Below are 26683 nucleotides of genomic sequence, written 5' to 3'. Positions count from 1 at the left end.
TGGTTTTAGAAGAAGTTGTAATTTCTCCAAAAAGCTTGAAAACCATTTTAAAGCCTTCGACTTAACCTTCTTTTACATCAATAATGGCTTCATTTAATGTCAGCATACTTTTTAAAACACCACCAAAAATCGAATTATTACCAGTATTCGCGCGCATGCCAGTCGCGTACAACGTGCCGGTGGAACGTATTATGATGCGGAACTGGTGAATGACAATAATCAGTTGATTTCATCGCGCCTACCCAATGATTTACCCATTTTTATTCATGAATGTTTGGATGTTTTAAAATCATAAAGTCTTAAAAAATATTTCCCATCTTGGCCATGTTCTCCCCTATAAAAAAGAGTCCTTCGGGACTCTTTTTTATGGTTGAGCTATTAACGCCCTAACAGACCGCGGGCCACAATCTCCTTCATGATTTCATTGGTACCCCCATAAATCCGCTGGATCCGCGCATCAACGAAGAAACGTGAAATTGGATATTCAGTCATATAGCCATAACCCCCAAATAATTGCAGGAGATTGTCCGCGATTTTCATCTGCATATCGGTAGAAAAGCTCTTCAATGCCGCTGCAGTTTCTACATCCAGTTTCCCTTGCATATAAAGCTCAAGATTCTGGTTATAAAATGCTGCGGTCGCCAATTCATCAATTTTCGCTTGCGCAAGCACAAAACGGGTATTCTGGAATTGACCGATCGCCTGACCAAAAGCCTGCCGCTCTTTCACATACTGTGTGGTCACATCAATAGATCCACGAATGGCGCCTAGAGCGGTGGCAGCAATGGCGGTACGCTCACGCGGCAATTCCTGCATCAGGTAAGCAAATCCCTGTCCCGGCTGACCCAGTAATTGCTCCTTTGGCACTTTGACATTGTCGAAGAACAGTTCAGACGTATCCTGAGCATGCAGACCAATCTTGTCCAAATTGGTGCCTTTTTTAAAGCCTTCCAGATGGGTATCGACCAGCAACAATGAAACGCCTTTGGCACGGGCTTGCGGATCAGTTTTGACGGCAAGCACCACTAAGTCAGCATGCTGACCATTGGAAATGAAGGTTTTTGAGCCATTTAACAGATAATGTTCATCATGCAAGATGGCACTGGTGCGCATAGCTTGCAAATCTGAACCAGCACCCGGTTCAGTCATGCCGATCGCACCGACCACTTCACCGGTGACCATTTTTGGTAACCAGTATTTTTTCTGTTCTTCGGTACCGATATGCAGGATATACGGTGCTGCAATATCGGAATGACAAGACAGACCTGTGGCAATCGCACTGTATCCGGCACGTGCAGATTCTTCGATCAGCATCAAGGAATAATCGGTCGGCACCCCATAGCCACCATATTCTTCTGGAACATCGACACACAAGAAGCCATTTTCACCGAGTGCATTCCAGACTGAACGCGGCATCAGACCTTCACGTTCCCACTGGTCGTAGTACGGTGCGACATGTTCGTTCATAAAGCGTTTAAAATTATCGCGGAATAATTCTAGATCGGCATCGTAGGCAAGCATTCTATTGTCCTTGTTGTTTATCATTTTAGTTTCCTTTTCACAGACTATCGACTTTCCTGCTCCCTGTCATGTGCCGGCATTCATCTTTTTACTAACTTCACAGTCAATAAAAAAGGGAAGCCGAAGCTTCCCTTTTAGACATGAAAGACAGACTCAAAATTAGTGAGCGTTATTGCCTTCTTGTGCCATTTTTTCGTCAATTTCTGCAGGATTTGCTAAAGCATAGTTCAGCTTGTCCATATCTAACTGGCCCACCCATTTCGCAACCACTAAAGTCGCCAAAGAGTTACCGACCAGATTGGTCAAGGCACGAGCTTCAGACATGAAACGATCGATACCGAGAATCAATGCCAGACCTGCAACAGGAATATTCCCTACAGCAGCCAAAGTTGCCGCCATCACAATAAAGCCTGAACCAGTCACGCCTGCCGCACCCTTAGATGAGATCAGAAGTACCAGAAGCAGGGTAATTTGATGAGACAAGTCAAGTTGCGTATTGGTTGCTTGCGCAATAAAGATTGCAGCCATCGTCAAGTAAATCGACGTACCATCCAGGTTAAATGAATAACCAGTTGGAATCACCAGACCTACCACCGACTTCTTTGCACCGGCAAGTTCCAGTTTCTTCAACATACGTGGCAGTACTGATTCTGAAGATGACGTCCCTAGTACAATCAGAAGTTCTTCGCGAATCAGGCGGATCATCTTCATGATGCTGAACCCTGCGAAACGCGCAATTGAGCCCAATACGATGAAAATAAACAGTACGCAGGTAACATAGAAACAAATGATCAACTGTGCCAGCTGAGCAAGAGAACCAATACCATATTTACCAATTGTAAACGCCATTGCACCAAATGCACCAATTGGAGCAAGTTTCATCACCATGTTCACGATGTTGAAAAACACATGTGAAATCTGGTCGATGAGTTTCAGGACTGGCTTGCCTTGATCACCTAGCTTATGCAGTGCAAAACCAAAGATGATCGCGAACAATAGAACTTGCAGGATTTCGCCTTCTGCAAATGCGCCCACAACCGTATTTGGAATGATGTTCATCAGGAAGTCGATAGTCGATTGTGACTCACCTGAAGCGACATATTTACTGATGCCAGTGGTATCCAGTGAAGCAGGATCAACGTTCATGCCCACACCAGGCTTGACGATGTTAATCACGACCAGACCGATGACCAAAGCAATCGTGGATACGATCTCGAAGTAAAGTAAAGCCACACCACCAGTTTTACCGACTGATTTCATGCTTTCCATACCTGCAATACCGCTGACCACGGTACAGAAAATCACAGGTGCGATAATCATTTTAATCAGACGGATAAATGCATCACCAAGCGGTTTAAGCTGTTCGCCCAAGCCAGGGACATGCTGTTCTACGCCATTGATAATTTGCGTACCACTAGGCGAAAAATGCCCGACCAGAATACCTGCGATAATGGCCACAATCACTTGAAAATACAGTGACTTATAAATTGGTTGTTTCGCCATAATAAATCTACTTGAACGATATCAAAAATAAAAAAGACCATTTTGAGAAATATACTGACCTCTTCATCCCTTCTCAGGATGAACCGGATCAAGTCTCAAAAGGCTCAAGAGAATGTTCAAAAATGATAATCAGCCATGCATTGAATCTGACACTCAAGTATCAGACCAAAGTATTAAATGGGAAAAAGAGATTAAGAAAAATTAAACAGACTCTAAAAATTGCCTAAATTTTACCGAATATTCAGACTAAATGTGCATAACTTATTATGCACTTGTTTATGTTTTAATCAGAATAGATTAGACATTAGTCGATAATCAGATTTAACTGATTGTTTTACGTATACTGAAAGGTTTATGGATTTTCACCCTCTCCCTTGACATTAATATTTTCTGCAAGCTGTAAAAAGTTATGAATACCAAAAGAAATATTTATAAAGATTTCGAACATCCCTTTGCCCAATATGTACGCATTGTGGGTAAAGGGAAAAATGGCGCCCGCTCCCTCAGCTATGATGAAGCCTATCAAGCCTTCAGTATGATTTTGAAAAATGAAGTGCTGGATGTGCAGTTAGGTGCATTCTTGATGTTATTGCGTGTCAAGGAAGAGTCGGTAGATGAGTTGGCGGGTTTTGTACAGGCGACACGGGATCAGCTGAATTTCAAGACACTGGATGTCGATCTGGACTGGTCTTCCTATGCGGGCAAGCGCAAACATTATCCATGGTTTATTCTGGCAGCGCTGACGCTGGCCAAGCATGGTTTTAATATTGTGATGCATGGTGCCTCAGGTCATACCATGAACCGCGTTTACACCGAGCAGGTGCTAACTTACTTAGGCTATCCAATATGTCAAAATGATGCCGAGGTTGAACAGCAACTGCAACAACAGCATTTTGCCTATATCCCGCTAGAAGTAATTTCTCCGATTCTGGCAGACTTGATTGCGTTGCGTAATGTTATGGGGCTGCGCTCCCCGATTCATACGCTGGTTCGTTTAATTAACCCATTTAATGCCAAAGCAACTCTGCAAGCGATTTTCCATCCAGCGTATCGTGGTTCGCACCAGCAAGCAGCCTTCCGCTTAGGCTATAAAAATAGTGCCGTAATTAAAGGTGAAGGTGGCGAATTCGAGCGTAATCCGGATGCCAAAACGCTTATCTGTGGCATTAAAGATGGTGAACTGTATGAGCATGAACTGCCAAAGCTCACTGACAACCGCAGTCCGATTGAAGAAGAACTGGATCTGGCGCTATTTAAGGCTGTCTGGGACGGTCAGCAAAGCCATGATTATGGCGAGATTGCAGTGATAGAAACCATGGGTATTGCGCTATATACCATGGGCGTGTGTGACAGCTTTGAAGCTGCGATGCAAAAAGCCAAAACCTTATGGGCGAATCGCCACACGGTTTAATCTTGTACAAAAGAAAAAAGCATTGTTCAGTGAATGAACAATGCTTTTTTTAATTGTATTGCTATTGGCTGGGAATTAAGCCTTAAACAAAACGAATCGGCTTGAATTCAGGTTCATTCTTGTGATGATCATCATCACATTCCTCACCTTCTTCTTTAATACCGCGGTCGATATAACCGCTGCGCTCATTTTCAGGCAGGTTTTTCATTTCCCAGGCATAGACTGCCTGCATACAGGTCTGACGCTGTTCTGGTGTCAAGGCTACACCGTTTGGCCACTTTCCAATTTCGACTGCTGTTCTTAGGCGTTCAACAATCTCAGGATTGAGTACGGCAAGCATTTGTTCAATATTCATGATTTAATCCTGCTTAAAATAATCAAAGTCCTGATTCCACCCCAGTTTGGTTCGACAGGCATTATAAAAGTCATAACCCGGTGGATGCAGAAGATTCAGTTTAAAGGGATGCTTGCGAATATGGACGCTATCACCCACATTCAAAGACACACTGTGTTGTCCATCCGCACTAACCATCGGCAGTACGCGATTTTCACGAATCAGTAATTTAATTTCACTATGTCCACCGACCACAATCGGGCGTGAAGACAAGGTATGCGGATGCATCGGTACCAAGGCAATCGCATCCATACTTGGATGTACAATCGGGCCACCACCAGAAAGCGCATAAGCCGTAGAACCAGTCGGCGTAGAGACTATCAGGCCATCGCTGTGCTGACGATAGACATATTGTCCATCAATATTCAGTTCAAAATCGATCATATGTACCGATTTCCCTGAATGTAGCACCACATCATTTAGAGCAATGGCATCGTAAATCACTTCACCTTTGGAGCGAATTTCGACTTCGAGTAAAAAGCGTCGCTCAGTCTGAAAGTCACCCTTTAATACCTGATCCAGCTTGAATATCACTTCAGTCGGCTTGATATCCGTTAAAAAACCCAGACGACCACGGTTAACCCCGATCACCGGGGTATTGTACTTGACCAAGGCGCGTGCTGCATGTAATAGCGAGCCGTCACCGCCCACGACAATCACCAGATCCACCACCTCACCCAATAAGGCACGACTGACGGTTTGGGTATTTTGATAGGGAACAAGTTCAGCTGTCGCTGCATCAAAAACTGGGTGTAGGCCTAAATTGAGAAGATGATCGTGAATAAGGCATAAGGTTTCAACCACCGACGATTTATCAGGACGTCCTATTAACCCGATATTTCGAAAGGTCTTATGGGAAATTTGCACCAGTGTCGTCGCTCCGCTACGAATCCTGCTTATCATAACATTAAGCTATACCTGGATGACAATTTATAACAGTGCTTCATAGGTAGGAAATTATTTGAAATATATTCGAATTAAGGAGAAATTGTGGGGTTTCATTTTAATTTTAAGCGCATTTCTTGATTAAATATTGCAAAATAATGAAAAGCTTCGCATGATTAGCACAATTTCACAGGATCTTATAAGTATTTATGAAATCTGAACGTGGCATGGGGTTTCTTGCCTTAATTTTTTCCATTATCGTCATTTCTATCTTTGTAGCATTTAGTATCTATCTGATTAGATTAGACAATATTGTACGCGACAAGTTTGAAGGTCAACGCTGGGATATTCCGGCCAAGGTCTTCGCACGTCCGATGGAAGTGTACGTGAATGCCCCAGTCAGCCTGCAGGATTTCCAACAAGAATTAAAATTACTCGGTTATAAAAATTCGGATAGTTATACCAAATCAGGCAGCTTTGTCACCACGGGTAATACCCTGTATGTGCATACACGGGGCTTTGATTTTGGTGACCGAGTTGAACCGGAACAAATATTAAAAGTCAGTTTCAGCGGTGAACAGATTGCAGAAGTCAGCGCAACCAAACCATCTTCAAGCGGGATTGCGCGTTTAGAACCTTTATTAATTGGCGGGATCTATCCGCAGCATAACGAAGACCGTGTGCTGATCAAGCTAAATAAAGTGCCTAAACCCTTGATCGAAGCGCTGATCGCAACTGAAGACCGTAAATTCTATGAACATCATGGGGTTTCACCGCGTGGTATTGCACGTGCCGTGGTCAGCAATATTACCGGTGGTAAACGTCAGGGTGGCTCAACCTTGACCCAGCAATTGGTTAAAAATTTCTATTTGACCCCGGAGCGCACCTTAAAACGTAAAGTAAATGAAGCCTTTATGGCGATGCTGATTGAATTGCATTATGACAAGAATGAAATTCTGGAAGCTTATTTAAATGAGGTGAATCTGGGCCAGAATGGTAACTATTCTATTAATGGTTATGGTCTGGCATCGCAGTTTTATTTTGGCCTGCCACTGCGTGAACTGAATATTTCCCAGCAAGCATTTCTGGTTGGTCTGGTTCAAGGTCCGAGTCTATATAACCCATGGCGCAATCCTGAAAGTGCAAAAAAACGTCGTGATATTGTCCTGAATAATATGTTGGTGATGGGCTATCTGACTCAGGAACAATATGAAAAAGAAACTGCACGTCCATTAAATGTCATTTCAAAACCGACTTTAGGCCCTGCCCGCTTCCCGGATTTTCTGGATATTGTACGTCGTCAATTACGCACAGATTATCAGGAAACCGATCTGACCAATCAGGGTCTGCGAATTTTCACTACTTTAGATCCTCTGGCCCAAACCAGAATTCAGGACAGCTTTAAAGAGACGGTGGCGCGTTTAAGCAAATCCAATCCGGGTCGCCTGAAAGATTTACAGGGTGCGGTATTGGTATCGCATCCGGAAAATGGTGAGCTGGTGGCCGCAGTAGGTTCTACTCAAGATTTTACCGGCTTTAACCGTGCAGTCGATGCCAAGCGTCAAGTCGGTTCCCTGCTAAAACCGGTGATCTACCTGAGTGCCCTGGAATCGAACCGTTATCACTGGGCAAGCCCAATTGAAGACAGTGAAATCAGCATCAAGAGTGACGGCAAAACCTGGACACCGAAAAACTATAGTGGTCGTGGACATGGTGTCATTCCAATGTCACAAGCCTTATCGCAATCTTATAACCTGTCCACTGTGCGTTTAGCACAAGAATTTGGCCTGTCTACCTTTATTAATCATCTGAAAAAATTTGGTGTAACTTCAGATATTCCATCTTATCCGTCGATTTACTTAGGTGCGGTAGATATGTCCCCGATGGAAGTGATGAATATTTACGGCAACTTTGCTACAGGCGGCTTTAAATACCCAACCAAAGCGATTCGCTCTGTGGTGGATGCCAACGGCCGCTCTCTGGATCGTTATAGCCTGAGTGTGCAACCGACCATTGATCCGGCTTCTGCTTATGCTCTGAATTATGGCTTACAACAGGTCATGTCGAATGGTACAGGTCGTGCAGCCTATAACAGCTTACCACGTAGTCTGAATCTTGCCGGCAAATCCGGTACCACGAATGACAGCCGTGACTCATGGTTTGCCGGATACTCAGGTAATTATATGACCGTGGTTTGGCTAGGTCTGGATGACAACAAAGTCACTGGCTTGACCGGTTCTTCAGGTGCCCTGCCCGTGTGGACCAATGTCATGAAACAACTACGCCAAAAACCGGTGAATTTGCCACAGCCGAATGAAATCGAATGGCATTGGCTGGATCGTTATACCGGTCATTTATCGGCACAAGGCTGTGAAGGCGCCATGTATATCCCGATTTCGCGTCATGCCCTGCCAAATCAGGCAACTGCCTGCGGCATCTCGCATTATGCGACGGAACCTTATGATATTGATTCAGAACCTGAGCCATCTGATGCTGAACAGGATGATATGAGTCGCTATATACAAGAAAGTGAAACAGAAATAGAACGCGATCTTGAGAGCGAAACCCGTATTATCGCCAGTGGAAGTTATAGCCATTAATTGAGTCTATGTTTATGTTAAGAAAAATCCTCCCTGGTTTGCTCATCCTCAGTCTGGTGGGCTGCCAAAGTATCTCTGAGCCAGAAAAGCCAGTTACCCCAGTCAAGCCTGCGACGGAAAAACCTAAGGCAAAAACGCCAGACAGCGTAGTGATTACGCCTTATGACCGTCCTGACATCAAACGTCAGAAAATTGTCATTCCTGAACAGAAGCCGAAAAGCCAAAAGTTTGATGATGGCCGTAATCTGCCGGCTTTCAAGAGTCTGATGCAGCAAACCCAGCAGGCCTATACCAAGCAGCAGTTCGCTCAAGCTGAAGCGTCTGCAACTCAGGCACAGCGACTGGCCCCTCAGGCACCGGAAACCTATTTATACTTGGGTATGATTGCTAACCGTAAAAATCAGCCAGCAAGCGCCGATGCTTTTGCCTTACGTGGCCTGAGTTATGCACAATCTAGTGCCATGAAAAAGCAGCTTTGGCAAGTGCGCCTTAAATCTGCTCAGTTGCGGAAAAATGCCAAAGCGATTCAGCAAGCCCAACAGGCACTCAAAAAGCTTTAAGATAATTTTCCATAGAAACTGACTTACTAATAGAAAGTTTATTTTATAAATAAAGTGTTTAAATATAGCGAATGCCGGCAGTGCCATAAGCGTGCTGGCTTTTTGCATACTCAAGCTCTTCAGCTTTCATCCCACCCAAAGCAAAAACCGGAATCTGTACCTGCTCTGCCATTTGCTTGAATTGCTCCCAGCCTAGCGCAGGCGTGTCCGGATGTGTTGCGGTCGCCAGTACCGGACTCAGCAAGGCTGCTTCACAACCGATCTGTTCTGCATGCATTAAAGCACTCAGGTCATGACAGGCTGCCAGATAACGATAGCCAGATTTCAATTCACCTTGTTTCAAGTCCATCAATTGAGTCTGTTTTAGATGAATCGTATGAATCGTCTGCTGCTGCAATTCATTCAGTTGTGACCAAAGCTGCTGATTAATGATTAACTTGGAGAGTTGATCTACCGGATATTGCTGTAATTGCATGATCCGTTCAGGCGTTGCTTCCACGCGCCAATACAACATTTGATCTGTATCCAGACTTGATAAGATATCCAGATCTTCAGCAATCTTGATGCGCTGCGGCCATTGCAGCTTTTGAATCATGGACTGATTGGCTTTCGGGAAATTCAGCTGACCAAGTTCTTCCCGGCTATACCAACGCCAAGGCTGTTTGATTTCAGCCAGTTGAGTAGGCTGTACTGAAGCATGAAAAATATACAAATTGACGATGAGATCTTCATATTCATGAGAAATAAAATCAGAAGCATGCCAGCGTTCGATATCAACCCCGACCTCTTCAATCACTTCGCGGCGGCAGGCTTCGACTGGTAATTCGCCCTGTTCAACTTTTCCGCCTGGAAATTCATATTTATTGCCCTGATGCTGCTTGGCCTCACGCCAGCCGACTAGAACCTGATTTTGATAAAATAAAAGCGCAATTGCGACATGAATTGTAGCTTTAGTCATGATGTACAGAACCGGTAAAGTTTTACAGATTGTAAGCAAATTAGAGTTTTTTATAAATTGCTCAATATTTCGTTGACAGATCTATTCGATAATGATTATCATTTAAATCAATCCAAAACACACCACGGAGTCGACGGAATGAACGCCCCATTTAGCCTATTCACCCGTAACAATGATACTCACCATGCCTTGCCAATGCTGCACTCCAACAATCTGTTTGCACTGGGTCGTGAAATCCGGATCATGCATGCCGGCGAAGAATACCGCTTGCGCCTGACCCGCAACAACCGTCTTATTCTGACCAAATAATTAAAACAATCTAAAATAACAAACGTGGGAAGCAGCAGTATGAATCAGCGCATACTGCTTTTTAATCTTCTAATCATGAGATTTTGCCATCAGGCTCAAAACTCAATGACACTTTAAGTCCACCCAAGTCCGACGGCGCATAGTCAATTTTAGCTGCATGCAGTGCCATAATTTTCTGGCAAATGGACAGGCCTAAACCCGAACCCTGAGTTCGCGTACCCAAAGCCCGATAAAAACGTTCACCTAAACGTTCCAGTACCTCATCAGCAATCCCTTCTCCTGAGTTTTCAATCAGTAACTGTATCTGATGCTGCTCAATAACTGTTCGGATCTCGACCTGTCCCTGTTGCGGCGTATAACGGATCGCATTGTCGACCAGATTGCGAATACAACTAAAAATCAGTTCTGGATTCGCTTCGATCACAGCATCCTCAAGTTTTAGATTCCAATGAATGTCTTTTTCTTCTGCAAAAGGCTGCAAGGCCTGCAAAGCCTCCTGAACCAGATTCTTAAGATTAATCGTTTGCGTTGCTAATTGCCCTGTTCGCTCCGGATCGAGTCGTGCCAGTAAAAGTAAATTTTCCAGTACCTGCGTGCCGCGGTTGACATCATTTTGGATCAACTGTAATGCCTGAGGGAGCTGTGCATCATCTTGATATTTGCGTTTTAAAACCTGTAGACGCATTTGAATCGCAGACAGTGGCGAACGCAGCTCATGTGAAGCATCTGCAGTAAAACGCTGTTCAGCAGCCAGTGACTTTTCTAGCCGGCCGAGCATGGCATTCAGCTGACGAATGATCGGTTGCAGTTCAGTGATTTCAGGGTCAGGTGTTTTAATAGGACTTAGATCCTGAGCAGTCTTGGAACCAATGGCACGCGAAATCTTGTTTAATGGCCGTAACTGGCGTTTGACCGAGACCCTTAGAATCAGCCATTGCACTAGCCATAAAGTGAATAAGATCCCGGCAAAGCCCAAAGTAGTTTGCCAGAGTTCATCGAAACGTACTGAAAGTGGCTGTACGATTTTGACCTGAAGGTCGTCATCTTCCGCAGTCAGTATCCGGATAAAATGACCATTTTCATAAGCAAACTGAAAGCCGTTGTTCTGTGCTTTTGGAATGGTATTAATTAATTCATCATCAATCGAAGTAGTCAGTATCTGCTGATCTAGCAACAAGGCATACTGGATATCGAACTGTTCACTGAGTTCATCGACCTGGGCGTCTTTGGCCTGGGTCACATCGCCAAGCAGTAACTCAGAAATCTGCTGCATTAATTCATCATGCAGCTGACTGGCTTGATAACTGGAAATCCCCAATAACAGCAGCCAGGCCAATATTCCAGCCAATATCGAACTGAACAGCGCATGTTTGATCAGTTTGGTTTGCAAGGAAATAGCAGTTGACATAGGTTTATGCCTCAGCCTTATGCATGCGATAGCCCAAGCCACGAATGGTCTTAATCATCTGGCTGCCAATTTTTTTACGCAGCTGATAGATAAACACTTCAATCGCATTACTTTCAATTTCATCGCCCCAGGCATACAGCGATTCTTCCAGCTGTTCACGGGTGACAATATGTTCAGGCTGCTGCATCAACTTGTATAGAATCTGAAATTCTTTCGCAGTCAGATTAATAGCTTGACCCGCTTTAGTCAGGGTTTTGGCTTGAGTGTCCAGACTGAGATCCTGCCAGTACAGGATATGATTGAGTGTTTGCTGCTTCTGTCTGAGCTGGGCACGAACTCGGGCCGAAAGTTCTTCCAGACTAAAAGGTTTGACCAGATAATCATTCGCGCCTAAATCCAGACCTTCAACCCGGTCATCAATACTGTCTTTGGCCGTAATAAAAATCACCGGCGTATCTTGATGTTGGCTGCGCAAAATTTTCAGAATGTCATCTCCAGTGGCATTCGGCAGGCCACGATCCAGCAGAATACAGTCATATTTATGCTGCTCAATCGCTAGGATCGCATGATCACCACGCTCTACCCGATCAATCACATAACCGTCCATTTCCAGCCAAGTCTGGATACTGTCTGCCTGAGACTGATCATCTTCCGCCAAAAGAATACGCATATTCTGCTCCGTTTGCTTCCTTGTTCTATCTTGCCTTGAAAAAGCAGCAGACTCAAAAAAACCACATGCTTTTTGGTAACTTGCATGTGGTTTTTTGTCGCTGTGTTCAAATTGATTTCAGCAAATCAGGCGATATTAGAAACGAACCTGATCAACCTCAATTTCAACACGTTTTGCCGGTTTATAATCAATGTCGATTTCACCTGTGATGATTACCGGTGTTTTGGCTGAAATCGGTTTGCCTTGCCAAAGTTCGTCATCAATCTCAACCGTAATGGTGCCTGTACTGTCGCGGAACTGGTATTTTTCATCACCGACTGCTTTCACGACATAACCTTTAAGCTGAACTTTGCTGTCATCTTTCATGGCCAGTGCCTGTTTGACTGTAGTCGATTTAGCAAAAGCGGCCTGATTCACAGCCGTGTCACTACTTGCTATCGTAGCTGTCGCGATAGAACCCATCAATGCAGCTGCCAAAACCGTATTTATCATCATTTTCATCGCAATTACCTCTTTAAAGTCTTGCCTTGTTTCGATGATGCTATTAAAACAACCGAAGATGAATTGAATCTTAAGATTGCTTCATTTTCAAAATTAATTTAAGGGCACCACTCTCAGGACTTCTTCAAGCGTGGTCACACCTTCCAGAATCTTGCGCGCCCCGGCAATTCTGAGCGGCTCTACGCCTTCTTTTTTCGCCTGCTGACGCAGCTGGTTCAGATTAGCATCGGCACCAATCAGCTGTTTAGTGGTCAGACTCAGTGGCATAAACTCATAAATCCCAATACGGCCTTTATAGCCGGTATGCCGGCATTCTTCGCAGCCCACCGCCTTAAAGACAAATTCCGGTCGCGGCAAAGGATAATCGGCTGCCAGATGCTGCCATTCCTGTTCATTCAGGAAGCTTTCCTGCTTGCAATGTGGGCAGAGTTTACGCACCAGACGTTGAGCCAGAACACCCAAGATGGTTGCTGCTGTCAAAAATGGCTGTACGCCCAGATCATGCAGACGGGTCAGACTCGACGGCGCATCATTGGTATGTAAAGTTGAGAGAACCAGATGACCAGTCAATGCTGCCTGAATCGCCATATTGGCAGTATCCTGATCACGAATTTCCCCGACCATGATAATGTCCGGGTCCTGACGCATCAATGCACGCACGCCGTCAGCAAAACCAAGATCGATACCATTATTGACCTGCATCTGGTTAAAGCTAGGTTCCAGCATCTCGATCGGGTCTTCAATGGTACAGACGTTGACCTGTTCAGTCGCCAGCTGTTTCAAGGTTGAATAAAGCGTAGTAGTTTTACCGGAACCAGTCGGACCGGTCACCAGAATAATGCCGTGACTGTGACTGGTCAGATTGTTCCAGTCATTGAGCAGATGACCTTCAAAACCGAGTTGCTGGAAGCTTCTCACCAGCACTTCCGGATCGAAAATACGCATCACCAGTTTTTCACCGAATGCCGTTGGCAAGGTCGACAAACGCAATTCGGTTTCCTGTCCTTTTGGTGTACGGGTTTTCAGGCGGCCATCCTGTGGTTTACGTTTTTCCGCGACGTTCATCCGGCCCAGAATCTTGATCCGGGAAATGACGGCGGTCAATGTATTGGCGGGCATGTTGTAAATCGTATGCAGTACGCCATCAATCCGGAAACGAATCTTACCCGTATCTTTACGCGGTTCCATGTGAATATCACTGGCGCCCTGCTCAAAGGCAAATTGCAACACCCAGTCTACCAGTTTGACAATATGCTGGTCATTGGCATCCGGATTCTGTGAGTCACCTAGCTGTAGCAAGGCTTCGACGCCCTTATTTTCCCGGTCATAGGCGGAAGATTTTTGTGAACCACTGACTGCACGACTGACCTGATAATATTCAGTAATATAACGTTGTAATTGTTCTGGATTCAGTAATACCCGTTGTATTTTTTTTGGTGCAATATTCTGCTCGAGATTCGACATCCATTCAGTTTTATAAGGCTGATCTGTAGCAATCAGAACTTTGTCTGCCTGAATTTCTACCGCCAGAATACGGTTGCGCAGTGAATATTCCTGCGACATGACATGGGTCAATGCCTGTACATCAGCTTTGAGCGGATCAATGATATAGAACATCAATCCGGTTTTTTCTGCCAGCCACTGACATAAACGGTTCAGGGTCAGCGTTGTTTGAGGATGGGACTGATCGACCAGATTAAAATTGGCAATCCACTGTAAAGGGTGCCATTTTAATTGTTCACGTTGCCGATGAGTGGTTTGTACCAGCATCCGGTCGCGTTCACTGATCTTACCGTCTTTAAAGAGTTGGTCTAGACACCATGCCGTATCCATTTCAAAGTCAAATTTCATTATTATCAGTCCCCAAACTTGCCTCCACTATAACAAGTTTTTGCAGTTTTTCGCATGCTCTCGACCTATCGAATGTACGTTTCTATTTCAATCTCAAAAAGAAAGTAAAGAATGGATTTGATCGTTACCGCAACATTTTTCATCTATGCAAACCTGATCTCATCACATATATTTTTAAATAATAAACTCTTAGCTTGCTGAGGTCACAGATGGATCTGACTGCGGTTCCCCTGCATGCGCATTCTTTTCATGAACTGCTCACGATACTCACCTCGGCATTGGGCTGCGGCCTGCTAATTGGTCTGGAGCGGGAACGGCATAAGCAACGTGAGCAGCAGCCGAGTTTTGCCGGCTTACGTTCCTTTGCGATCTGTGCTTTATTGGGCGCACTGTGTTTCCTTTTTGGAATCGTGATTGCTGTAATAGGTGCTTTGATCGTGGGTGGTATGGTCATTTTATCCATAAAAAATCAACCAGATGATCCGGGCATTACCACAGAGCTTGCATTTGTGATGACCTATTTTGTTGGCGCCATGTGTTTGTGGAATATTCCTCTGGCAGCCGGTCTTTCTGTGCTCTTAACCGGTATTTTGATGGCCAAACATACCATGCACAATATTGCCGGGAAATGGATTAAAGAAGCCGAATTCAGGGATGGACTATTATTACTGGCCTTGATTTTGATTGGCTTGCCGCTGACCCCTGATCGCCCTTTTTGGGGAGAAGTGCTTAACCCTTATCTTATTTTAAAATTACTGACCTTAATTTTAGTGGTACAAGCTCTGGCGCATATTGCGAAACGCTTTTTTTCGACTAAAAATGCCCTGATGCTGTCCTCCATTGCTTCCGGTTTTGTTTCCAGTACGGCGACCATCGCTCAGTTAGGTTTACAGGTCCGTAAAGGTGAAATGGATGCACGATCGAATGCCGGCGCCGCACTGATGTCCTGTATCTCGACCATCGTACTGCTATTGATTGTGGTTGGAGGGGTATCATGGAGCTGGCTGAAAATCCTGCTTTTGCCCTCTTTAGTTGCCGTAATCCTTCTGGCAGCCTGTGCGTTTTTATTATTGCGCAAGGCAAAACCTGCGCCGAGCATGGAATCATCAGACAGCCAGATGTTTAGCTTAAAAGAAGCTGTGATTATTGCAGTCACATTAACATTGATTCAGGCTGGAGTTTACGGACTGGAGGTCTGGCTCGGGGATGCCGGCTTACTGGCCGGGACCTTACTCGCCTCTCTGTTCGAGATTCATGCCGCGATGGCGAGTGTCGTCGTTCAAGGTGATCCCTCCAATATGCGTCTGATTTATGCCCTGCTTTTAGGTCTGGGTGCTCATGCCCTGGCCAAATCAGCCAATGCCGCTTTGACCGGTGGCTGGAAGTTTGTACTTTATTTTGCACCGGTGCAGATTTTACATATGGCGGTGTTGATTGGGGTTTTGTGGTGGAACCTATAATCTAGGAAGGAATATGCTGGATAGCAACAATTAGCACTTGCTGAGCATGAATTTTGAAATGGATATCAACATTTGCAAACTTCATCCCATATACCCGTTCTTCATCTTCCTGATATGCAGGTCTTGGATCTAAAGATAAGACAGCTTCCAGTTCCTGAATAGTCTGCACAGAAATTTTTCCATTTCCTAGTAATTGTTGCTTTTGCTGCTCCGCTTCATCGCTCCAAATGACGGTTTTACGTGGTGGTTCATCCTGTGCATAACCGCTTTGTGCTTCAATGATGGCATCCGAATATTGAATATAAGGTTTGATATCCATAATTGGCGTGCCATCGAGCAAGTCACTCCCTGTCACATACACTCGAACATGTTTGCCCACTTTTCTCACTTCTTTGAGTTTGACCACAGATAAACCAATCGGTGATGGACGATACATGCTGCGCGTAGCAAACACGCCTATTTTCTTGTTACCACCCAAACGCGGCGGACGCACTTGTGGACGAAACTGGCTGTTGTGCTGGTTTTTATTGTCATGAAATTGCCAGACCAGCCACAAATGACTGAATTCTTCAATTCCCTCAAAGGCGAGCAGGTCATTATAGGGCCCGACCATTTCAATATAGCTTTCGACCTGAACCAGATTCGGCTGACGAGGAATACCAAATTTTTCTTTATAGGGAGAACGCATATAACCAATAATCGGCAGCGTCAGTTCAGTCATCATCACTTTTTTTGATAAGCTCAATTAAATATATTCAGTTTATCGAGAATGAATTTAGATTAGAATAGCAAGCTGTTCTAATTTGATAATTTATTGAGACCTTTAATGGCTGCTTTTAACGTCGAAAAGATTACTCACGTCCACCACTGGAATGATACTTTATTCTCTTTTAAAACGACTCGTGACACTGCTTTGCGTTTTAAAAACGGTCAGTTTGTAATGATCGGCCTTGAAGTCAATGGCAAGCCGTTAATGCGCGCATATTCAATTGCAAGCGCCAACTACGAAGAAGAGTTAGAGTTTTTCTCAATTAAAGTGCCTGATGGTCCACTGACTTCGATTTTACAGAAAGTCAAAGTCGGTGATGACATTTTGGTTTCTAAAAAGCCGACAGGTACATTGGTACTTGATGACTTGAACCCAGGTAAAAATCTTTACCTTCTTTCTTCTGGTACTGGTCTTGCACCGTTCCTGTCGACTATTCGCGATCCTGAAACTTATGAGCGTTTTGAAAAAATCATCGTAGTTCACGGTACCCGTTTCATTTCAGAACTGGCTTATCAAGATTTGATCCTGAATGAAGTGCCAAATCATGAATTCTTCTCTGAACTCGGCGCGAAAGAAAAATTGGTATATTACCCAACCGTCACCCGTGAAGAATATCCAAACCAAGGTCGTGTAACCACCGCGATTGAAACCGGTGAACTGTTTGAAAAAATCGGTCTGCCACGTTTCAACCCGGAAACTGACCGTGCCATGTTATGCGGTAGCCCTGCATTCCTAGATGACGTTGCTGCGCTTCTTGATCAACACGGTCTGAAAGAATCTCCGAAAATGGGCGTTTTAGGCGATTACGTGATTGAACGTGCATTCGTTGAAAAATAAGATTTTCTAAAATAAAAAACCGGACTTAAAAGTCCGGTTTTTTATTGGAACCATCACCAAATAATTAACGATCGCGACCTTCCTGGTTTGCAGAACCTGAACAGCCTGCGCCACCTGCAATGATGAAACCCGTTTGCGCTTTACATGAACCAATCATACGGCCATGAGAGTCAAATGTAGTTACTGACGATGCACAGCCCGTCAATACAACAGTCGCTACAAGTGCAATAAGTGCTGATAATTTCATGATATTCCCCTTTATTATTTACGGTTTTAAATTAATCTGATTTTGGCTTGGTGGCGTTGGTAACAGGCCTGTATTCGCATCTGGCGTATTGTAATTCACACCTAAGGCATCGCCTGAACCACTACAATGTGCACTTGCGGTCGAAAGTAGGCCACGCGTCGCCATACATGAACCGATGATTTTTCCTGTTGCATCATAAGTCACGACTTTGGAACTACAAGCGGCTAGCCCCGATATTGCCAATATTGAAAAAATTTTAATTAAATTCACATTAACCCTCGCACGATGCAAAAAACTAAATTATTAAAATTTATGTATATTTTCTGAATTTCGCCAGAGATTCTAATTTAATTTGTTTATTTGTAAAGCTTTATTTTTCAAATATTATAAAAATGGAAATAAATAAAAAGCTGCCCTGCAGGACAGCTTTAAATATAAAAATTAGCTGGATTTATGTTTAAGTGATCTTTCTTCCAGAGACTGCTTAATCACTTGATAACCTGATGTGATGCCGAGTGTAGCGATAATTACAGCCACAATAATATCCGGCCAAAGACTGCCTGTACCAAATACACCTACGGCTGCCAAAATCACGGCAGTATTCCCGATAGCATCATTGCGACTACAGAGCCAGACCGACCGCATATTGGAGTCACCCTCACGAAAAGCATAAAGAATGGCGGCTGTAAATACATTCGCTACTAAGGCCAGAACACCAATCAGACCCATAGTTAGCGCTTCAGGCGGTATACCTTGTATAAAAGCGTAGATGACTTTTCCAATCACCACCAAGCCAAATACAGCCATGGTCAAGCCTTTAATCAGGGCAACTGTTGCGCGCCAATACAGGCTTGCCCCTAATACAGCCAAAGAAATCCCGTAATTGACGGCATCTCCAAAGAAATCTAGCGCGTCTGCCCACAAGGCCGATGAATGTGCATATGCACCACCGATCAGCTCCACTACAAATAAAGTGAAGTTCACCAGCAAGGCAATCCATAGCGCTGTTCTAAATTTGCTGTTGGGCTTGATGGGTGCCGGTTCAGGACTACAACTACAGGCCATATCATTCCCCCGATGATTTTTTATCTAAAATACGATAAATTGATTAGAAACTATGGACTAACTCCAAGGTCAAGCAGGAGGGCGATATGTCAGTTTATTTGATTTCAGAAATGGCTAAAAAAACTGGTCTAAGCACTGATACCCTACGTTTTTATGAGAAAAAAGGCTTTATTCAGCCGAATTTTCGAGCAAGTAATCAGTATCGTTATTATGGTGAAGACGCATTAAAAAGACTGCTTTTTATCAAGCGTTGCCGTGCCTTGGACATGTCATTAAAAGAGATTGAAACCCTGATTCAACTTGAACAAAATCCGGAACAGGACTGCTGTGCCGTCAACCAATTGATTGATCAGCATCTTTCGGATATTTCAAATAAAATTAAAGAATTACAAATATTTGAACGGCAACTGATCACACTGAGAGAAAGTTGCAACACCCCAACCACTATTGATCATTGCCAGATTTTAAAAACGCTTGAAAATCCTGAAAATGACTGAATATTGAAGATATTTTATGGAGGATTCCCTACTTAAAAAAGAACCTTGTTTTACATCCAAATCGCGTATTTCCGAGTGATTTACTAGGTTGAATCCAAATTCCAGATGATTAGAATAAAGCCGTACTTTTTATATGTCTTTCGATTTGATCATGAGCATTACCACCGTTACCGAACTTCTCTCACCAGCTGGCTCACTCAAAAATATGCGCTATGCTTTTGCTTATGGTGCAGATGCAGTCTATGCTGGCCAGCCACGCTATAGCCTGCGTGTTCGTAATAATGAATTTGACCATGACAATTTAGCGCTTGGCATCAAAAAAGCGCACGAAATAGGCAAAAAATTCTATGTGGTGGTCAATATCCAGCCGCATAACTCCAAACTGAAAAATTTTATTCGTGACTTGGAACCTGTGGTCGCGATGCAGCCGGATGCGCTGATCATGTCCGATCCAGGACTGATCATGCTGGTGCGTGAACATTTTCCAGAGATGGATATTCATCTCTCTGTTCAGGCCAATGCCGTGAACTGGGCAACTGTGAAATTCTGGAAAAACATGGGGCTGACCCGTGTCATTCTGTCACGTGAACTGTCGATTGAAGAAATTGCAGAAATCAAACAGCAAGTGCCCGATATGGAGATTGAGGTTTTTGTTCATGGCGCATTGTGTATGGCCTACTCTGGCCGTTGCATGCTGTCTGGCTATATGAACAAACGTGATGCCAATCAGGGTGCCTGCACCAATGCCTGCCGCTGGGAATATAAAGTTCTGGATGCCAAGGAAGATGAAACCGGTGATGTCATTCCAGTAAAAAATCTGGATTCAGGCTGCTGCTCTAAAGATGCTGATGAACAGCACATGCAGATGCAGCACCAATTCAACGAGCCAGTGCTGTTACAGCGCAACGAAGAAGACATGTTTGCCGCAGAAGAAGATGAACACGGCACTTATTTCATGAATTCTAAAGATCTACGTGCAGTCCAACATATAGAGCGCTTAACTAAAGTGGGTGTGCATTCACTGAAAATCGAAGGCCGTACCAAGTCTTATTTCTATTGCGCCCGTACTGCTCAAATTTACCGTAAAGCGATTGATGATGCGCTTGCGGGTAAACCTTTTGATCCGTCACTGATGACACAATTGGAAGGCTTAGCGAATCGTGGTTATACCGAAGGTTTTCTACGCCGCCATGTGCATAGTGAATATCAGAATTATGAACATGGTTCTTCCAGTTTTGATCATCAAATTTTCTGCGGTGAAGTACTGGAGCGCAATGGAGATTACATCAAGATCGATGTGAAAAACCGTTTTATCGTCGGTGACTCACTCGAACTGATGACGACTAAAGGCAATATCACTTTCAATTTAACCGAAATGAAAGACAAAAAAGGTAATCTGATCGAAGACGCCAAAGGTTCAGGTCATATCGTTGAGATTCCAGTTCCGGCAGATGTTGATATGCAATATGCCCTGCTGATTCGTAATCTGCCAAGCTCGACTATGGATATTTCGGCATCTTCACTGGCTTATCAAGCGAGTTAAATATGGCACTGCTGATTACCGACAAATGCATCAATTGCGATATGTGTTTACCGGAATGCCCAAATGACGCGATTTATGAGGGTGCGAAAGTTTATGAAATTGATGTGAACCGTTGTACAGAATGCGTCGGTTTTTATGAGCATCAGACCTGTGTAGATGTCTGTCCGATTGAATGCATTGTTCCACATCCGGAGTATCGGGAAACACAAGAACAATTACTGGAAAAATTTAAGGGTTTGAACTTATTTAAATCTTAAAAATGAAGCGATGGAATAAACATTGCTTTATATAAAAACAACCTTGGGGAAAGTATAAAAATAAGGGTTGAAAACAAAAACTGTGCAGAGGAAAGGAACAGCTGAAAGTGCGTGGGGACACTTTTGGCTGTTCCAATAATAAATATAAAAAAAGGAACTCGGGTGTTAGCGTCCTGAGTTCCTATAAAGCGATAATAATGTATTTATAAGATATAGCACCTCGGTTTTGGGGAACCCAGGTGCTATTTTTTTATTGTCCTGAACGGATGATGTAATCAAAAGCAGACAGTGATGCCTTGGCACCTTCACCGGTGGCAATGATGATCTGCTTGTAAGGCACTGTGGTACAGTCACCTGCTGCAAATACACCTTTCACATTGGTTTCGTTGCGGTCGTTAATCACAATCTCGCCACGGTTGGTCAGCTCAACTTGGGTTTCTTTCAGGAAGTCCGTATTTGGCAACAAACCGATTTGCACGAAGATCCCCGCCAGCTCAACCACATGCTCTTCATCCGTAGCACGGTCTTTGTATTTCAGTGCAGTCACTTGTGAACCATCACCAACCACTTCCGTAGATAAAGCATTTTTGATCACGGTGGTATTCGGCAAGCTGTTCAGTTTATCTTGCAACACCTGATCCGCACGCAGCTTGGTATCAAATTCCACCAGCGTTACATGTTCAACAATCCCTGCCAGATCAATCGCAGCTTCAACACCCGAGTTACCACCGCCAATCACGGCTACACGCTTGCCTTTGAACAGTGGGCCATCACAGTGCGGGCAGTATGCCACACCACGGGTTTTGTATTCCTGCTCACCTGGAACATTCATCTCTCTCCAGCGTGCGCCGGTCGACAGAATCACGGTTTTAGATTCCAGTTTGGCACCATTCTCTAAAGTCACTTCCACCAGACCATTGGCCGTTTCGTCTGCCCCTTTGATATCAGACACACGTTGCAGGCTCATGATGTCGACACCATATTCACGCACGTGGGCTTCCATCTCGGCTGCAAACTTCGGACCTTGAGTTTTTTGTACAGACGTGAAGTTTTCGATGTCCATGGTGTCCATGACCTGACCGCCCATGCGCTCCGCCACGATCCCGGTTTTAATGCCTTTACGCGCTGCATAGATTGCAGAGGTATTCCCAGCAGGTCCACCACCAATCACCAGAACATCAAAGGCGTCTTTGGCATTCAGCTTTTCCGCATCTTTGGCAGCGGCATTGCTATCCAGCTTGGCAATGATTTCTTCCAGTGTCATACGACCCTGACCGATATGCTGGTTGTCCTGGAACACCATCGGAACCGCCATGATTTTGCGTTCTTCTACTTCTTCCTGGAAGAAAGCCCCATCAATCATGGTCGCTGTAGTGCCTGGGTTATAGATGGCGATCAGGTTAAGTACCTGAACCACATCCGGACAGTTATGGCAGCTTAAAGAGACGAACACATCAAAGTTAGATTGAACACCCAGGCTCTTGATATTCGCCAAAACTTCATCAGAGACTTTTGGTGCATAACCTGAAGTTTGCAGCAATGCCAGAATCAGCGAAGTGAACTCATGGCCCATTGGCAAGCCTGCAAAGAATACACGTGGTTCCTCACCAGCTTTTGCAATCCCGAAACTTGGCGCACGTGCATTGGTCCCGTCAAAGCGTGCAGTGACCAGGTCAGACAGTGCAGCCACTTCGGACACCAGTTCCTGGATTTTGGCTGATTTGTCAGAGCCATCCAAAGTCGCCACCAGTTCAATCTGGCCTTCTAGGCGTTCTAATAAGGTTTTAAGTTGGGCTGAAGTATTTTGATCTAACATTGCTAACGTCTCCAAAGGAGTAAATGTTTATTTGATAACAGGATATTAAATGAATTGAATAAATAGGTAAAACAGTTTGTTTTTATTTTATTGATCGGTATTTTAGATTATTAATTCCGTTATAGACTTTATGCTGCCTTGTTTTTATTTTTGGGCTATATAGAGCAAGTTGAATAGGTTGTCTTAAAAATAGCGTTGAAATTCCATCAAAAAATGCTCCCTATTCAGGTAATGCCAGGCCAGTCAGTTAAGCAATTGACTGGCATTTTTTTTAAATTCAAGATTATATTTGATAGGTAGCAAAGTCATCCGCAACTGTTTGAGGCAGGACTACATTAAAAAATGATTGTTTTTGCGACAAATTTACTAAGGGATAGTGGCTGACGAGTTTTGCGGATGACAAATGCTTTTGGTTACTTTGGGCGAAACCAAAGTAACAAGTGATATTGCAAGTATTTGATTTAAAAAGTTAAGACTCTTTCATAAACGACTGAAAAGCTAAAGAGTCTATTTCTAAATTCCTTAACTGATCAGCATTACCCTATTCAGGAGCATTTTGGGAAATTAATGAATCCGCTGTTCGATACGCAGAGAACGACCCTTGATTGAGTTGGCCAAGAAAAACAAGATTAGGCTAAGTAGTGCCGATAAAATAGCAACACCAATAATAACCAGATTCGTGATCTGACTTAACTGATCCGCCTGTTGTACCTGCGTATTTACACTCTTGGCGACTGGTGTCATGGCTTGACCATAGACCTGTTGCTGCATGGTCCAGATTTGTTCAGGCTTGAAACCATATTGTTCAAATTTAGGATCCTGTTTTTCTGCTTCAACCAAATTTAAAACATAAGGTTTTGCGGCAGATAAATCTTGAGGCTTATGCAGCAATGCCGTTTGCGCCAGTAAATAAGACTTTACTGGTGGTGCAATCTCTGAATCGGCCAGATAACGGGCGATTTCACTGTCATTGATATTGCTGTCGTAATACACCACTTGCTGATAAGCATCATCCCGATCATTACGTAGATCATGCTGCCAGTAAGTCAATCCTGACCAGATCACGATAAAAGCAATCAGCCAACCAACAAATTTCAGCAGAAAAGACTGAAAGCGCACATAAAAGAAACGCAACTTTTTCAGTAAGCCAATCACAAAAAATGCGCCGATGAAAGAGGCAAAAATTTTAATAATCAGCCAGCCAAACCAGCTCAGCAAACTAAAAAAATAATCCGGACTATCACCAATGTTGGCCAGTGTGGCATCTACACTGACCGGTAAATGCAACTGTTGTACTTGAGTACTCAGGCCAAAAAAACCATAGACCAGTTCCTGCTGGAAAAACAGGCTCATCATTGAAGCTATAAATATGGTAGAGGTGGTCAAACCCAATAGCATCAAATTGCGTTGACGTTTCTTGAGTGCAACTACCCCCTGCTTGATGTCCTGAGGCTTAACGGTGTATTCATCTAAGGGCGGCAATCTCTACTCCTTCTTTCAGATTTTGGCCCTACCTGGTTTAGTTGGGCTTGGATCCACTGGTACTTGATTCAATCACCAAATGATTCAGATTATCCTGCAAAGCTTTCAAACGCACGGTTGCTTCTGTGCGTTTTTGTACTCCTTCTTTCTGGATCTGAATCACATCGTTTACGGTTTTAATGAGGGTGTTTTGCACATGTTCAAGCGTTTCGATGTCAATCACCGAACGCTGGTTGGCTTTAGCGGTATCGACCGAGTTCTGATGTAACAGGTCTGCATTACGGCGCAGCAGCTCATTGGTGGCATCATCAATGGTATTGGCCAGCTGTACACTGTTCTTCTGTTCGCTCAATGAAATTGCGAGACTGATCTGGTTTTTCCACGCTGGTAAAGTAATGTTTTTGATCGCATAGAACTTGTCGACCAGCATCAGGTTATTCGACTGGATAATCCGGATCATTGGCAAGGTCTGCATGGCAGATTGCTGCAATACCTGTAAATCACTGACACGTTTTTCCAGATTATTGGCCAGATGGTTCAGGTCATAAATTTTCTGGGTGGTGCTCTGATCGTGCGGCAAGGCGGTTAAAGTGGAAATTTCCTGCTGCAGCTCCTGTTCGCGTAAACGGCCTGCGGCGATATGTACCCCGAGCTGTTTATATTCATCCTGTACCCCGTCAAACATTTTATCCAGGGTATCAACACGTGCTTTCAAACCGGATTGCGAGGTTTCAATCTCTTTCACCAGTACATCTAGCTGCTCTTTAGTGGTATTGAAATGCGCATCAAAGTTATCTTTCGCACCTTTGAATTTGCTAATGATATTGCCAAAAAAACCCGAACTTTTCTTTTTATTGAGAATACTGCTGGTATTCAGCTGCTGAGCCACCTGTACCACCTGATTCAGCTTCTGTCCTGTCGCATCCAGATCTCTATTTTGCACCAGATTCAGTAATTCATCGGTATAGGTCGAAGTTTTGGTCGCAATATTTTTGCCATATTCAGCCACGCTGTTATGACTCATGTTCTGCAACTCTTTACGTGCAGCCAGCACCTCCTGAAAGTCAGCAGGCTGTAAGCCCAGTTCTTTCAGGTCCATTTGCTGGAATTTTTGTTCGACCAGTTCATTCGAGCTTTCAACAGGTAAATTTACTAAATCAGACTTGGTCATAGTTCACCTTATATTGTTATGTTTTCGAGGGTTTCTCGAGGGATTTTTTTAACGTTTTAATCAGACTCTCACGGCTATTATCAAGTTTTTCCAGATCACTTGTCGAGTGTTTCGTCTGGCTTTGTTTGACATGATATTGCCAGGCCGGAATCAAGACCTGCTGTGCTTCCTTAAAGCGATCCAGCAGGCTAAAGGAAAGCTGCTGCGAAAGCTGCATCTGGGTAATGGCGATGTCATTACTGCTTTGCAAGGTACGTAAGGTATTAATTTTCTTGGAGAGGCGTTCTGAAAAATTATCCAAGGGATGCTGGTTTTTGACGAATAGCGGATATTCAGACAGAAACTCGTCTGCTGCGACAATGTGCTTGGCCATCTGTTCGCGCAACCCCAAAAGCTGCTGAAAACGTGACTGCGATTTCTGAATTTCAATCTGCAATTTACGGCTTAAGTGATCGGCCTGATCGAGCAAACGGTCTAGCCGTTGATAATATTCCACCTGACTTGAGCCATAATCCAGATCGATGCCTAGCCATTTCTGTAGGGCATTAAATTTACGTTTTTTCAGATATTTTTTAGATTCTGCCAAAGCCTGAATCAATTGCTCAATGGTATGGCTTAACTGTTGGGTCAAGTGCGGGTCTACACCATTCAGTAGAACGGACTGTGCCTGAATCAAAGCATCTGCATAATGATTCAGCCCATATTGATTATCCAGTACAGGCACAAGCTCATTACGCTTAATCGCCAGAATTTCCTCACGATCAAGCATCATGTCAGTCAAGGCAGGTAGAGCTTCAAAGCGCGACATGGTTGAGGCGATATCCTTTAAAAAAAGTGAAACAAAGAAGTCTAGAACATCTTCGAATGTAGCAAAAAAACAGACTGCGTTGTGTATATTTATCCAGAAATTCGTTACATCACTTTAACTAAATGCATGTTTTATCTTTATTTTAATTATGATTTTGGCA

General features: G+C 43.9%; 26 protein-coding genes and 2 pseudogenes. 11 read left to right on the top strand and 17 right to left on the bottom strand.

Going from position 1 to position 26683, the window contains the following annotated elements; translation table 11 throughout:
• Together FTT86_RS10720 and FTT86_RS16135 are read left to right on the top strand one after the other, a co-directional pair.
• A pseudogene (locus tag FTT86_RS10720) lies at positions 1-97 on the top strand (IS1 family transposase); the annotation flags it as partial.
• A gap of 27 nt (positions 98-124) precedes the next feature.
• Positions 125-295 (top strand): annotated as a pseudogene (locus tag FTT86_RS16135) (peptidase); the annotation flags it as partial.
• Between the two features lie 83 nt (positions 296-378).
• On the opposite strand, the gene FTT86_RS10715 reads toward FTT86_RS16135, so the two are convergent.
• Together FTT86_RS10715 and FTT86_RS10710 are read right to left on the bottom strand one after the other, a co-directional pair.
• Positions 379-1521, bottom strand: coding sequence for an acyl-CoA dehydrogenase family protein (locus tag FTT86_RS10715; protein WP_005106494.1), 1143 nt, complete (start codon positions 1519-1521; stop codon positions 379-381).
• A gap of 159 nt (positions 1522-1680) precedes the next feature.
• Positions 1681-3024, bottom strand: a complete 1344-nt coding sequence (locus FTT86_RS10710; RefSeq protein WP_180181179.1) for a dicarboxylate/amino acid:cation symporter — start codon at positions 3022-3024, stop codon at positions 1681-1683.
• A 409-nt stretch (positions 3025-3433) separates the two neighbouring features.
• Between FTT86_RS10710 and FTT86_RS10705 the strand changes: the two genes are divergently transcribed.
• Positions 3434-4435, top strand: coding sequence for a glycosyl transferase family protein (locus FTT86_RS10705; protein ID WP_180181178.1), 1002 nt, complete (start codon positions 3434-3436; stop codon positions 4433-4435).
• Between the two features lie 82 nt (positions 4436-4517).
• Here the strand turns inward: FTT86_RS10705 and FTT86_RS10700 are convergent, their stop codons facing one another.
• A complete protein-coding gene (locus FTT86_RS10700; RefSeq protein ID WP_180181177.1) occupies positions 4518-4790 on the bottom strand; it encodes a YeaC family protein in 273 nt (90 codons plus the stop codon).
• A 3-nt stretch (positions 4791-4793) separates the two neighbouring features.
• Positions 4794-5732 (bottom strand): NAD(+) kinase, encoded by a 939-nt coding sequence (locus tag FTT86_RS10695; protein WP_004645573.1) that lies wholly within the window; start codon positions 5730-5732, stop codon positions 4794-4796.
• Between the two features lie 191 nt (positions 5733-5923).
• Between FTT86_RS10695 and mrcB the strand changes: the two genes are divergently transcribed.
• Both mrcB and FTT86_RS10685 read left to right on the top strand, forming a co-directional pair.
• Positions 5924-8314: a penicillin-binding protein 1B gene (gene mrcB / locus FTT86_RS10690; protein ID WP_180181176.1), complete on the top strand. Its 2391-nt coding sequence runs from the start codon at positions 5924-5926 to the stop codon at positions 8312-8314.
• A gap of 14 nt (positions 8315-8328) precedes the next feature.
• On the top strand, positions 8329-8874 hold the full coding sequence (locus FTT86_RS10685) for a hypothetical protein (protein ID WP_005103606.1): 546 nt from the start codon (positions 8329-8331) through the stop codon (positions 8872-8874).
• Positions 8875-8932: 58 nt separating this feature from the next.
• Here FTT86_RS10685 and FTT86_RS10680 read toward each other — a convergent pair whose 3' ends face one another.
• The gene (locus tag FTT86_RS10680) at positions 8933-9832 is read right to left on the bottom strand and encodes an NUDIX domain-containing protein (RefSeq protein WP_180181175.1); all 900 of its coding nucleotides are present in this window, start codon (positions 9830-9832) and stop codon (positions 8933-8935) included.
• Positions 9833-9970: 138 nt separating this feature from the next.
• Between FTT86_RS10680 and hemP the strand changes: the two genes are divergently transcribed.
• On the top strand, positions 9971-10141 hold the full coding sequence (gene hemP / locus FTT86_RS10675; protein ID WP_004645578.1) for a hemin uptake protein HemP: 171 nt from the start codon (positions 9971-9973) through the stop codon (positions 10139-10141).
• 73 nt (positions 10142-10214) lie between these two features.
• On the opposite strand, the gene FTT86_RS10670 is transcribed toward hemP, so the two are convergent.
• The 4 genes from FTT86_RS10670 to FTT86_RS10655 form a co-directional block, all read right to left on the bottom strand.
• Complete coding sequence (locus FTT86_RS10670; RefSeq protein ID WP_180181174.1) at positions 10215-11549, bottom strand: HAMP domain-containing sensor histidine kinase; 1335 nt, start codon at positions 11547-11549, stop codon at positions 10215-10217.
• A 4-nt stretch (positions 11550-11553) separates the two neighbouring features.
• Complete coding sequence (locus tag FTT86_RS10665; RefSeq protein ID WP_180181173.1) at positions 11554-12219, bottom strand: response regulator transcription factor; 666 nt, start codon at positions 12217-12219, stop codon at positions 11554-11556.
• A 135-nt stretch (positions 12220-12354) separates the two neighbouring features.
• Complete coding sequence (locus tag FTT86_RS10660) at positions 12355-12720, bottom strand: NirD/YgiW/YdeI family stress tolerance protein (RefSeq protein ID WP_004645581.1); 366 nt, start codon at positions 12718-12720, stop codon at positions 12355-12357.
• Between the two features lie 93 nt (positions 12721-12813).
• The gene (locus tag FTT86_RS10655) at positions 12814-14571 is read right to left on the bottom strand and encodes a GspE/PulE family protein (protein ID WP_180181172.1); all 1758 of its coding nucleotides are present in this window, start codon (positions 14569-14571) and stop codon (positions 12814-12816) included.
• 209 nt (positions 14572-14780) lie between these two features.
• Here FTT86_RS10655 and FTT86_RS10650 point away from each other — a divergent pair, with 209 nt between their 5' ends.
• The gene (locus FTT86_RS10650) at positions 14781-16031 is read left to right on the top strand and encodes an MgtC/SapB family protein (RefSeq protein ID WP_044112992.1); all 1251 of its coding nucleotides are present in this window, start codon (positions 14781-14783) and stop codon (positions 16029-16031) included.
• A gap of 1 nt (position 16032) precedes the next feature.
• Here the strand turns inward: FTT86_RS10650 and tsaA are convergent, their stop codons facing one another.
• Positions 16033-16752: a tRNA (N6-threonylcarbamoyladenosine(37)-N6)-methyltransferase TrmO gene (gene tsaA / locus FTT86_RS10645; protein WP_044113030.1), complete on the bottom strand. Its 720-nt coding sequence runs from the start codon at positions 16750-16752 to the stop codon at positions 16033-16035.
• Positions 16753-16857: 105 nt separating this feature from the next.
• Here tsaA and FTT86_RS10640 point away from each other — a divergent pair, with 105 nt between their 5' ends.
• Positions 16858-17637 (top strand): ferredoxin--NADP reductase, encoded by a 780-nt coding sequence (locus FTT86_RS10640; RefSeq protein ID WP_004279005.1) that lies wholly within the window; start codon positions 16858-16860, stop codon positions 17635-17637.
• A 64-nt stretch (positions 17638-17701) separates the two neighbouring features.
• Here the strand turns inward: FTT86_RS10640 and FTT86_RS10635 are convergent, their stop codons facing one another.
• The 3 genes from FTT86_RS10635 to FTT86_RS10625 all read right to left on the bottom strand — a co-directional run bounded on the left by FTT86_RS10635 (position 17702) and on the right by FTT86_RS10625 (position 18949).
• Entirely contained in the window at positions 17702-17884 is a 183-nt protein-coding gene (locus tag FTT86_RS10635) for a hypothetical protein (protein ID WP_004279008.1), read from the bottom strand.
• 18 nt (positions 17885-17902) lie between these two features.
• Positions 17903-18154, bottom strand: a complete 252-nt coding sequence (locus FTT86_RS10630; protein ID WP_004279009.1) for a hypothetical protein — start codon at positions 18152-18154, stop codon at positions 17903-17905.
• A 171-nt stretch (positions 18155-18325) separates the two neighbouring features.
• On the bottom strand, positions 18326-18949 hold the full coding sequence (locus FTT86_RS10625) for a cation transporter (protein WP_180181171.1): 624 nt from the start codon (positions 18947-18949) through the stop codon (positions 18326-18328).
• Between the two features lie 86 nt (positions 18950-19035).
• Between FTT86_RS10625 and FTT86_RS10620 the strand changes: the two genes are divergently transcribed.
• The 3 genes from FTT86_RS10620 (at position 19036) to FTT86_RS10610 (ending at position 21246) form a co-directional block, all read left to right on the top strand.
• A complete protein-coding gene (locus FTT86_RS10620; protein WP_005106480.1) occupies positions 19036-19446 on the top strand; it encodes a Cd(II)/Pb(II)-responsive transcriptional regulator in 411 nt (136 codons plus the stop codon).
• A 133-nt stretch (positions 19447-19579) separates the two neighbouring features.
• Entirely contained in the window at positions 19580-20989 is a 1410-nt protein-coding gene (yegQ, locus tag FTT86_RS10615) for a tRNA 5-hydroxyuridine modification protein YegQ (protein WP_180181170.1), read from the top strand.
• A gap of 2 nt (positions 20990-20991) precedes the next feature.
• Positions 20992-21246, top strand: a complete 255-nt coding sequence (locus FTT86_RS10610; RefSeq protein ID WP_004645588.1) for a YfhL family 4Fe-4S dicluster ferredoxin — start codon at positions 20992-20994, stop codon at positions 21244-21246.
• A 250-nt stretch (positions 21247-21496) separates the two neighbouring features.
• Here FTT86_RS10610 and ahpF read toward each other — a convergent pair whose 3' ends face one another.
• The 4 genes from ahpF to FTT86_RS10590 form a co-directional block, all read right to left on the bottom strand.
• Positions 21497-23062, bottom strand: a complete 1566-nt coding sequence (gene ahpF, locus FTT86_RS10605; RefSeq protein WP_180181169.1) for an alkyl hydroperoxide reductase subunit F — start codon at positions 23060-23062, stop codon at positions 21497-21499.
• Between the two features lie 564 nt (positions 23063-23626).
• A complete protein-coding gene (locus tag FTT86_RS10600; RefSeq protein WP_180181168.1) occupies positions 23627-24544 on the bottom strand; it encodes a hypothetical protein in 918 nt (305 codons plus the stop codon).
• A 37-nt stretch (positions 24545-24581) separates the two neighbouring features.
• On the bottom strand, positions 24582-25715 hold the full coding sequence (locus tag FTT86_RS10595) for a toxic anion resistance protein (RefSeq protein ID WP_180181167.1): 1134 nt from the start codon (positions 25713-25715) through the stop codon (positions 24582-24584).
• A gap of 16 nt (positions 25716-25731) precedes the next feature.
• Positions 25732-26523: a hypothetical protein gene (locus tag FTT86_RS10590; protein ID WP_004279021.1), complete on the bottom strand. Its 792-nt coding sequence runs from the start codon at positions 26521-26523 to the stop codon at positions 25732-25734.
• Between the last annotated feature and the right edge of the window lie 160 nt (positions 26524-26683).

It is taken from the genome of Acinetobacter sp. YH01021, from assembly GCF_013420255.1.
Lineage (GTDB): Bacteria > Pseudomonadota > Gammaproteobacteria > Pseudomonadales > Moraxellaceae > Acinetobacter.
Note: the sequence above shows the minus strand (reverse complement) of the source record. Positions and strands in the feature narration are given on the sequence as shown.

Coding starts and splice junctions, on each gene's coding strand:
- FTT86_RS10700 (WP_180181177.1), bottom strand. CDS start 4,790: ATGAATATTGAACAAATGCTTGCCGTACTCAATCCTGAGATTGTTGAA.
- FTT86_RS10670 (WP_180181174.1), bottom strand. CDS start 11,549: ATGTCAACTGCTATTTCCTTGCAAACCAAACTGATCAAACATGCGCTG.
- FTT86_RS10650 (WP_044112992.1), top strand. CDS start 14,781: ATGGATCTGACTGCGGTTCCCCTGCATGCGCATTCTTTTCATGAACTG.
- FTT86_RS10715 (WP_005106494.1), bottom strand. CDS start 1,521: ATGCTTGCCTACGATGCCGATCTAGAATTATTCCGCGATAATTTTAAA.
- ahpF (WP_180181169.1), bottom strand. CDS start 23,062: ATGTTAGATCAAAATACTTCAGCCCAACTTAAAACCTTATTAGAACGC.
- yegQ (WP_180181170.1), top strand. CDS start 19,580: ATGTCTTTCGATTTGATCATGAGCATTACCACCGTTACCGAACTTCTC.
- hemP (WP_004645578.1), top strand. CDS start 9,971: ATGAACGCCCCATTTAGCCTATTCACCCGTAACAATGATACTCACCAT.
- FTT86_RS10640 (WP_004279005.1), top strand. CDS start 16,858: ATGGCTGCTTTTAACGTCGAAAAGATTACTCACGTCCACCACTGGAAT.
- FTT86_RS10590 (WP_004279021.1), bottom strand. CDS start 26,523: ATGTCGCGCTTTGAAGCTCTACCTGCCTTGACTGACATGATGCTTGAT.
- FTT86_RS10660 (WP_004645581.1), bottom strand. CDS start 12,720: ATGAAAATGATGATAAATACGGTTTTGGCAGCTGCATTGATGGGTTCT.
- FTT86_RS10655 (WP_180181172.1), bottom strand. CDS start 14,571: ATGAAATTTGACTTTGAAATGGATACGGCATGGTGTCTAGACCAACTC.
- mrcB (WP_180181176.1), top strand. CDS start 5,924: ATGAAATCTGAACGTGGCATGGGGTTTCTTGCCTTAATTTTTTCCATT.
- FTT86_RS10710 (WP_180181179.1), bottom strand. CDS start 3,024: ATGGCGAAACAACCAATTTATAAGTCACTGTATTTTCAAGTGATTGTG.
- FTT86_RS10625 (WP_180181171.1), bottom strand. CDS start 18,949: ATGGCCTGTAGTTGTAGTCCTGAACCGGCACCCATCAAGCCCAACAGC.
- tsaA (WP_044113030.1), bottom strand. CDS start 16,752: ATGACTGAACTGACGCTGCCGATTATTGGTTATATGCGTTCTCCCTAT.
- FTT86_RS10685 (WP_005103606.1), top strand. CDS start 8,329: ATGTTAAGAAAAATCCTCCCTGGTTTGCTCATCCTCAGTCTGGTGGGC.
- FTT86_RS10610 (WP_004645588.1), top strand. CDS start 20,992: ATGGCACTGCTGATTACCGACAAATGCATCAATTGCGATATGTGTTTA.
- FTT86_RS10595 (WP_180181167.1), bottom strand. CDS start 25,715: ATGACCAAGTCTGATTTAGTAAATTTACCTGTTGAAAGCTCGAATGAA.
- FTT86_RS10680 (WP_180181175.1), bottom strand. CDS start 9,832: ATGACTAAAGCTACAATTCATGTCGCAATTGCGCTTTTATTTTATCAA.
- FTT86_RS10665 (WP_180181173.1), bottom strand. CDS start 12,219: ATGCGTATTCTTTTGGCGGAAGATGATCAGTCTCAGGCAGACAGTATC.
- FTT86_RS10695 (WP_004645573.1), bottom strand. CDS start 5,732: ATGATAAGCAGGATTCGTAGCGGAGCGACGACACTGGTGCAAATTTCC.
- FTT86_RS10635 (WP_004279008.1), bottom strand. CDS start 17,884: ATGAAATTATCAGCACTTATTGCACTTGTAGCGACTGTTGTATTGACG.
- FTT86_RS10620 (WP_005106480.1), top strand. CDS start 19,036: ATGTCAGTTTATTTGATTTCAGAAATGGCTAAAAAAACTGGTCTAAGC.
- FTT86_RS10705 (WP_180181178.1), top strand. CDS start 3,434: ATGAATACCAAAAGAAATATTTATAAAGATTTCGAACATCCCTTTGCC.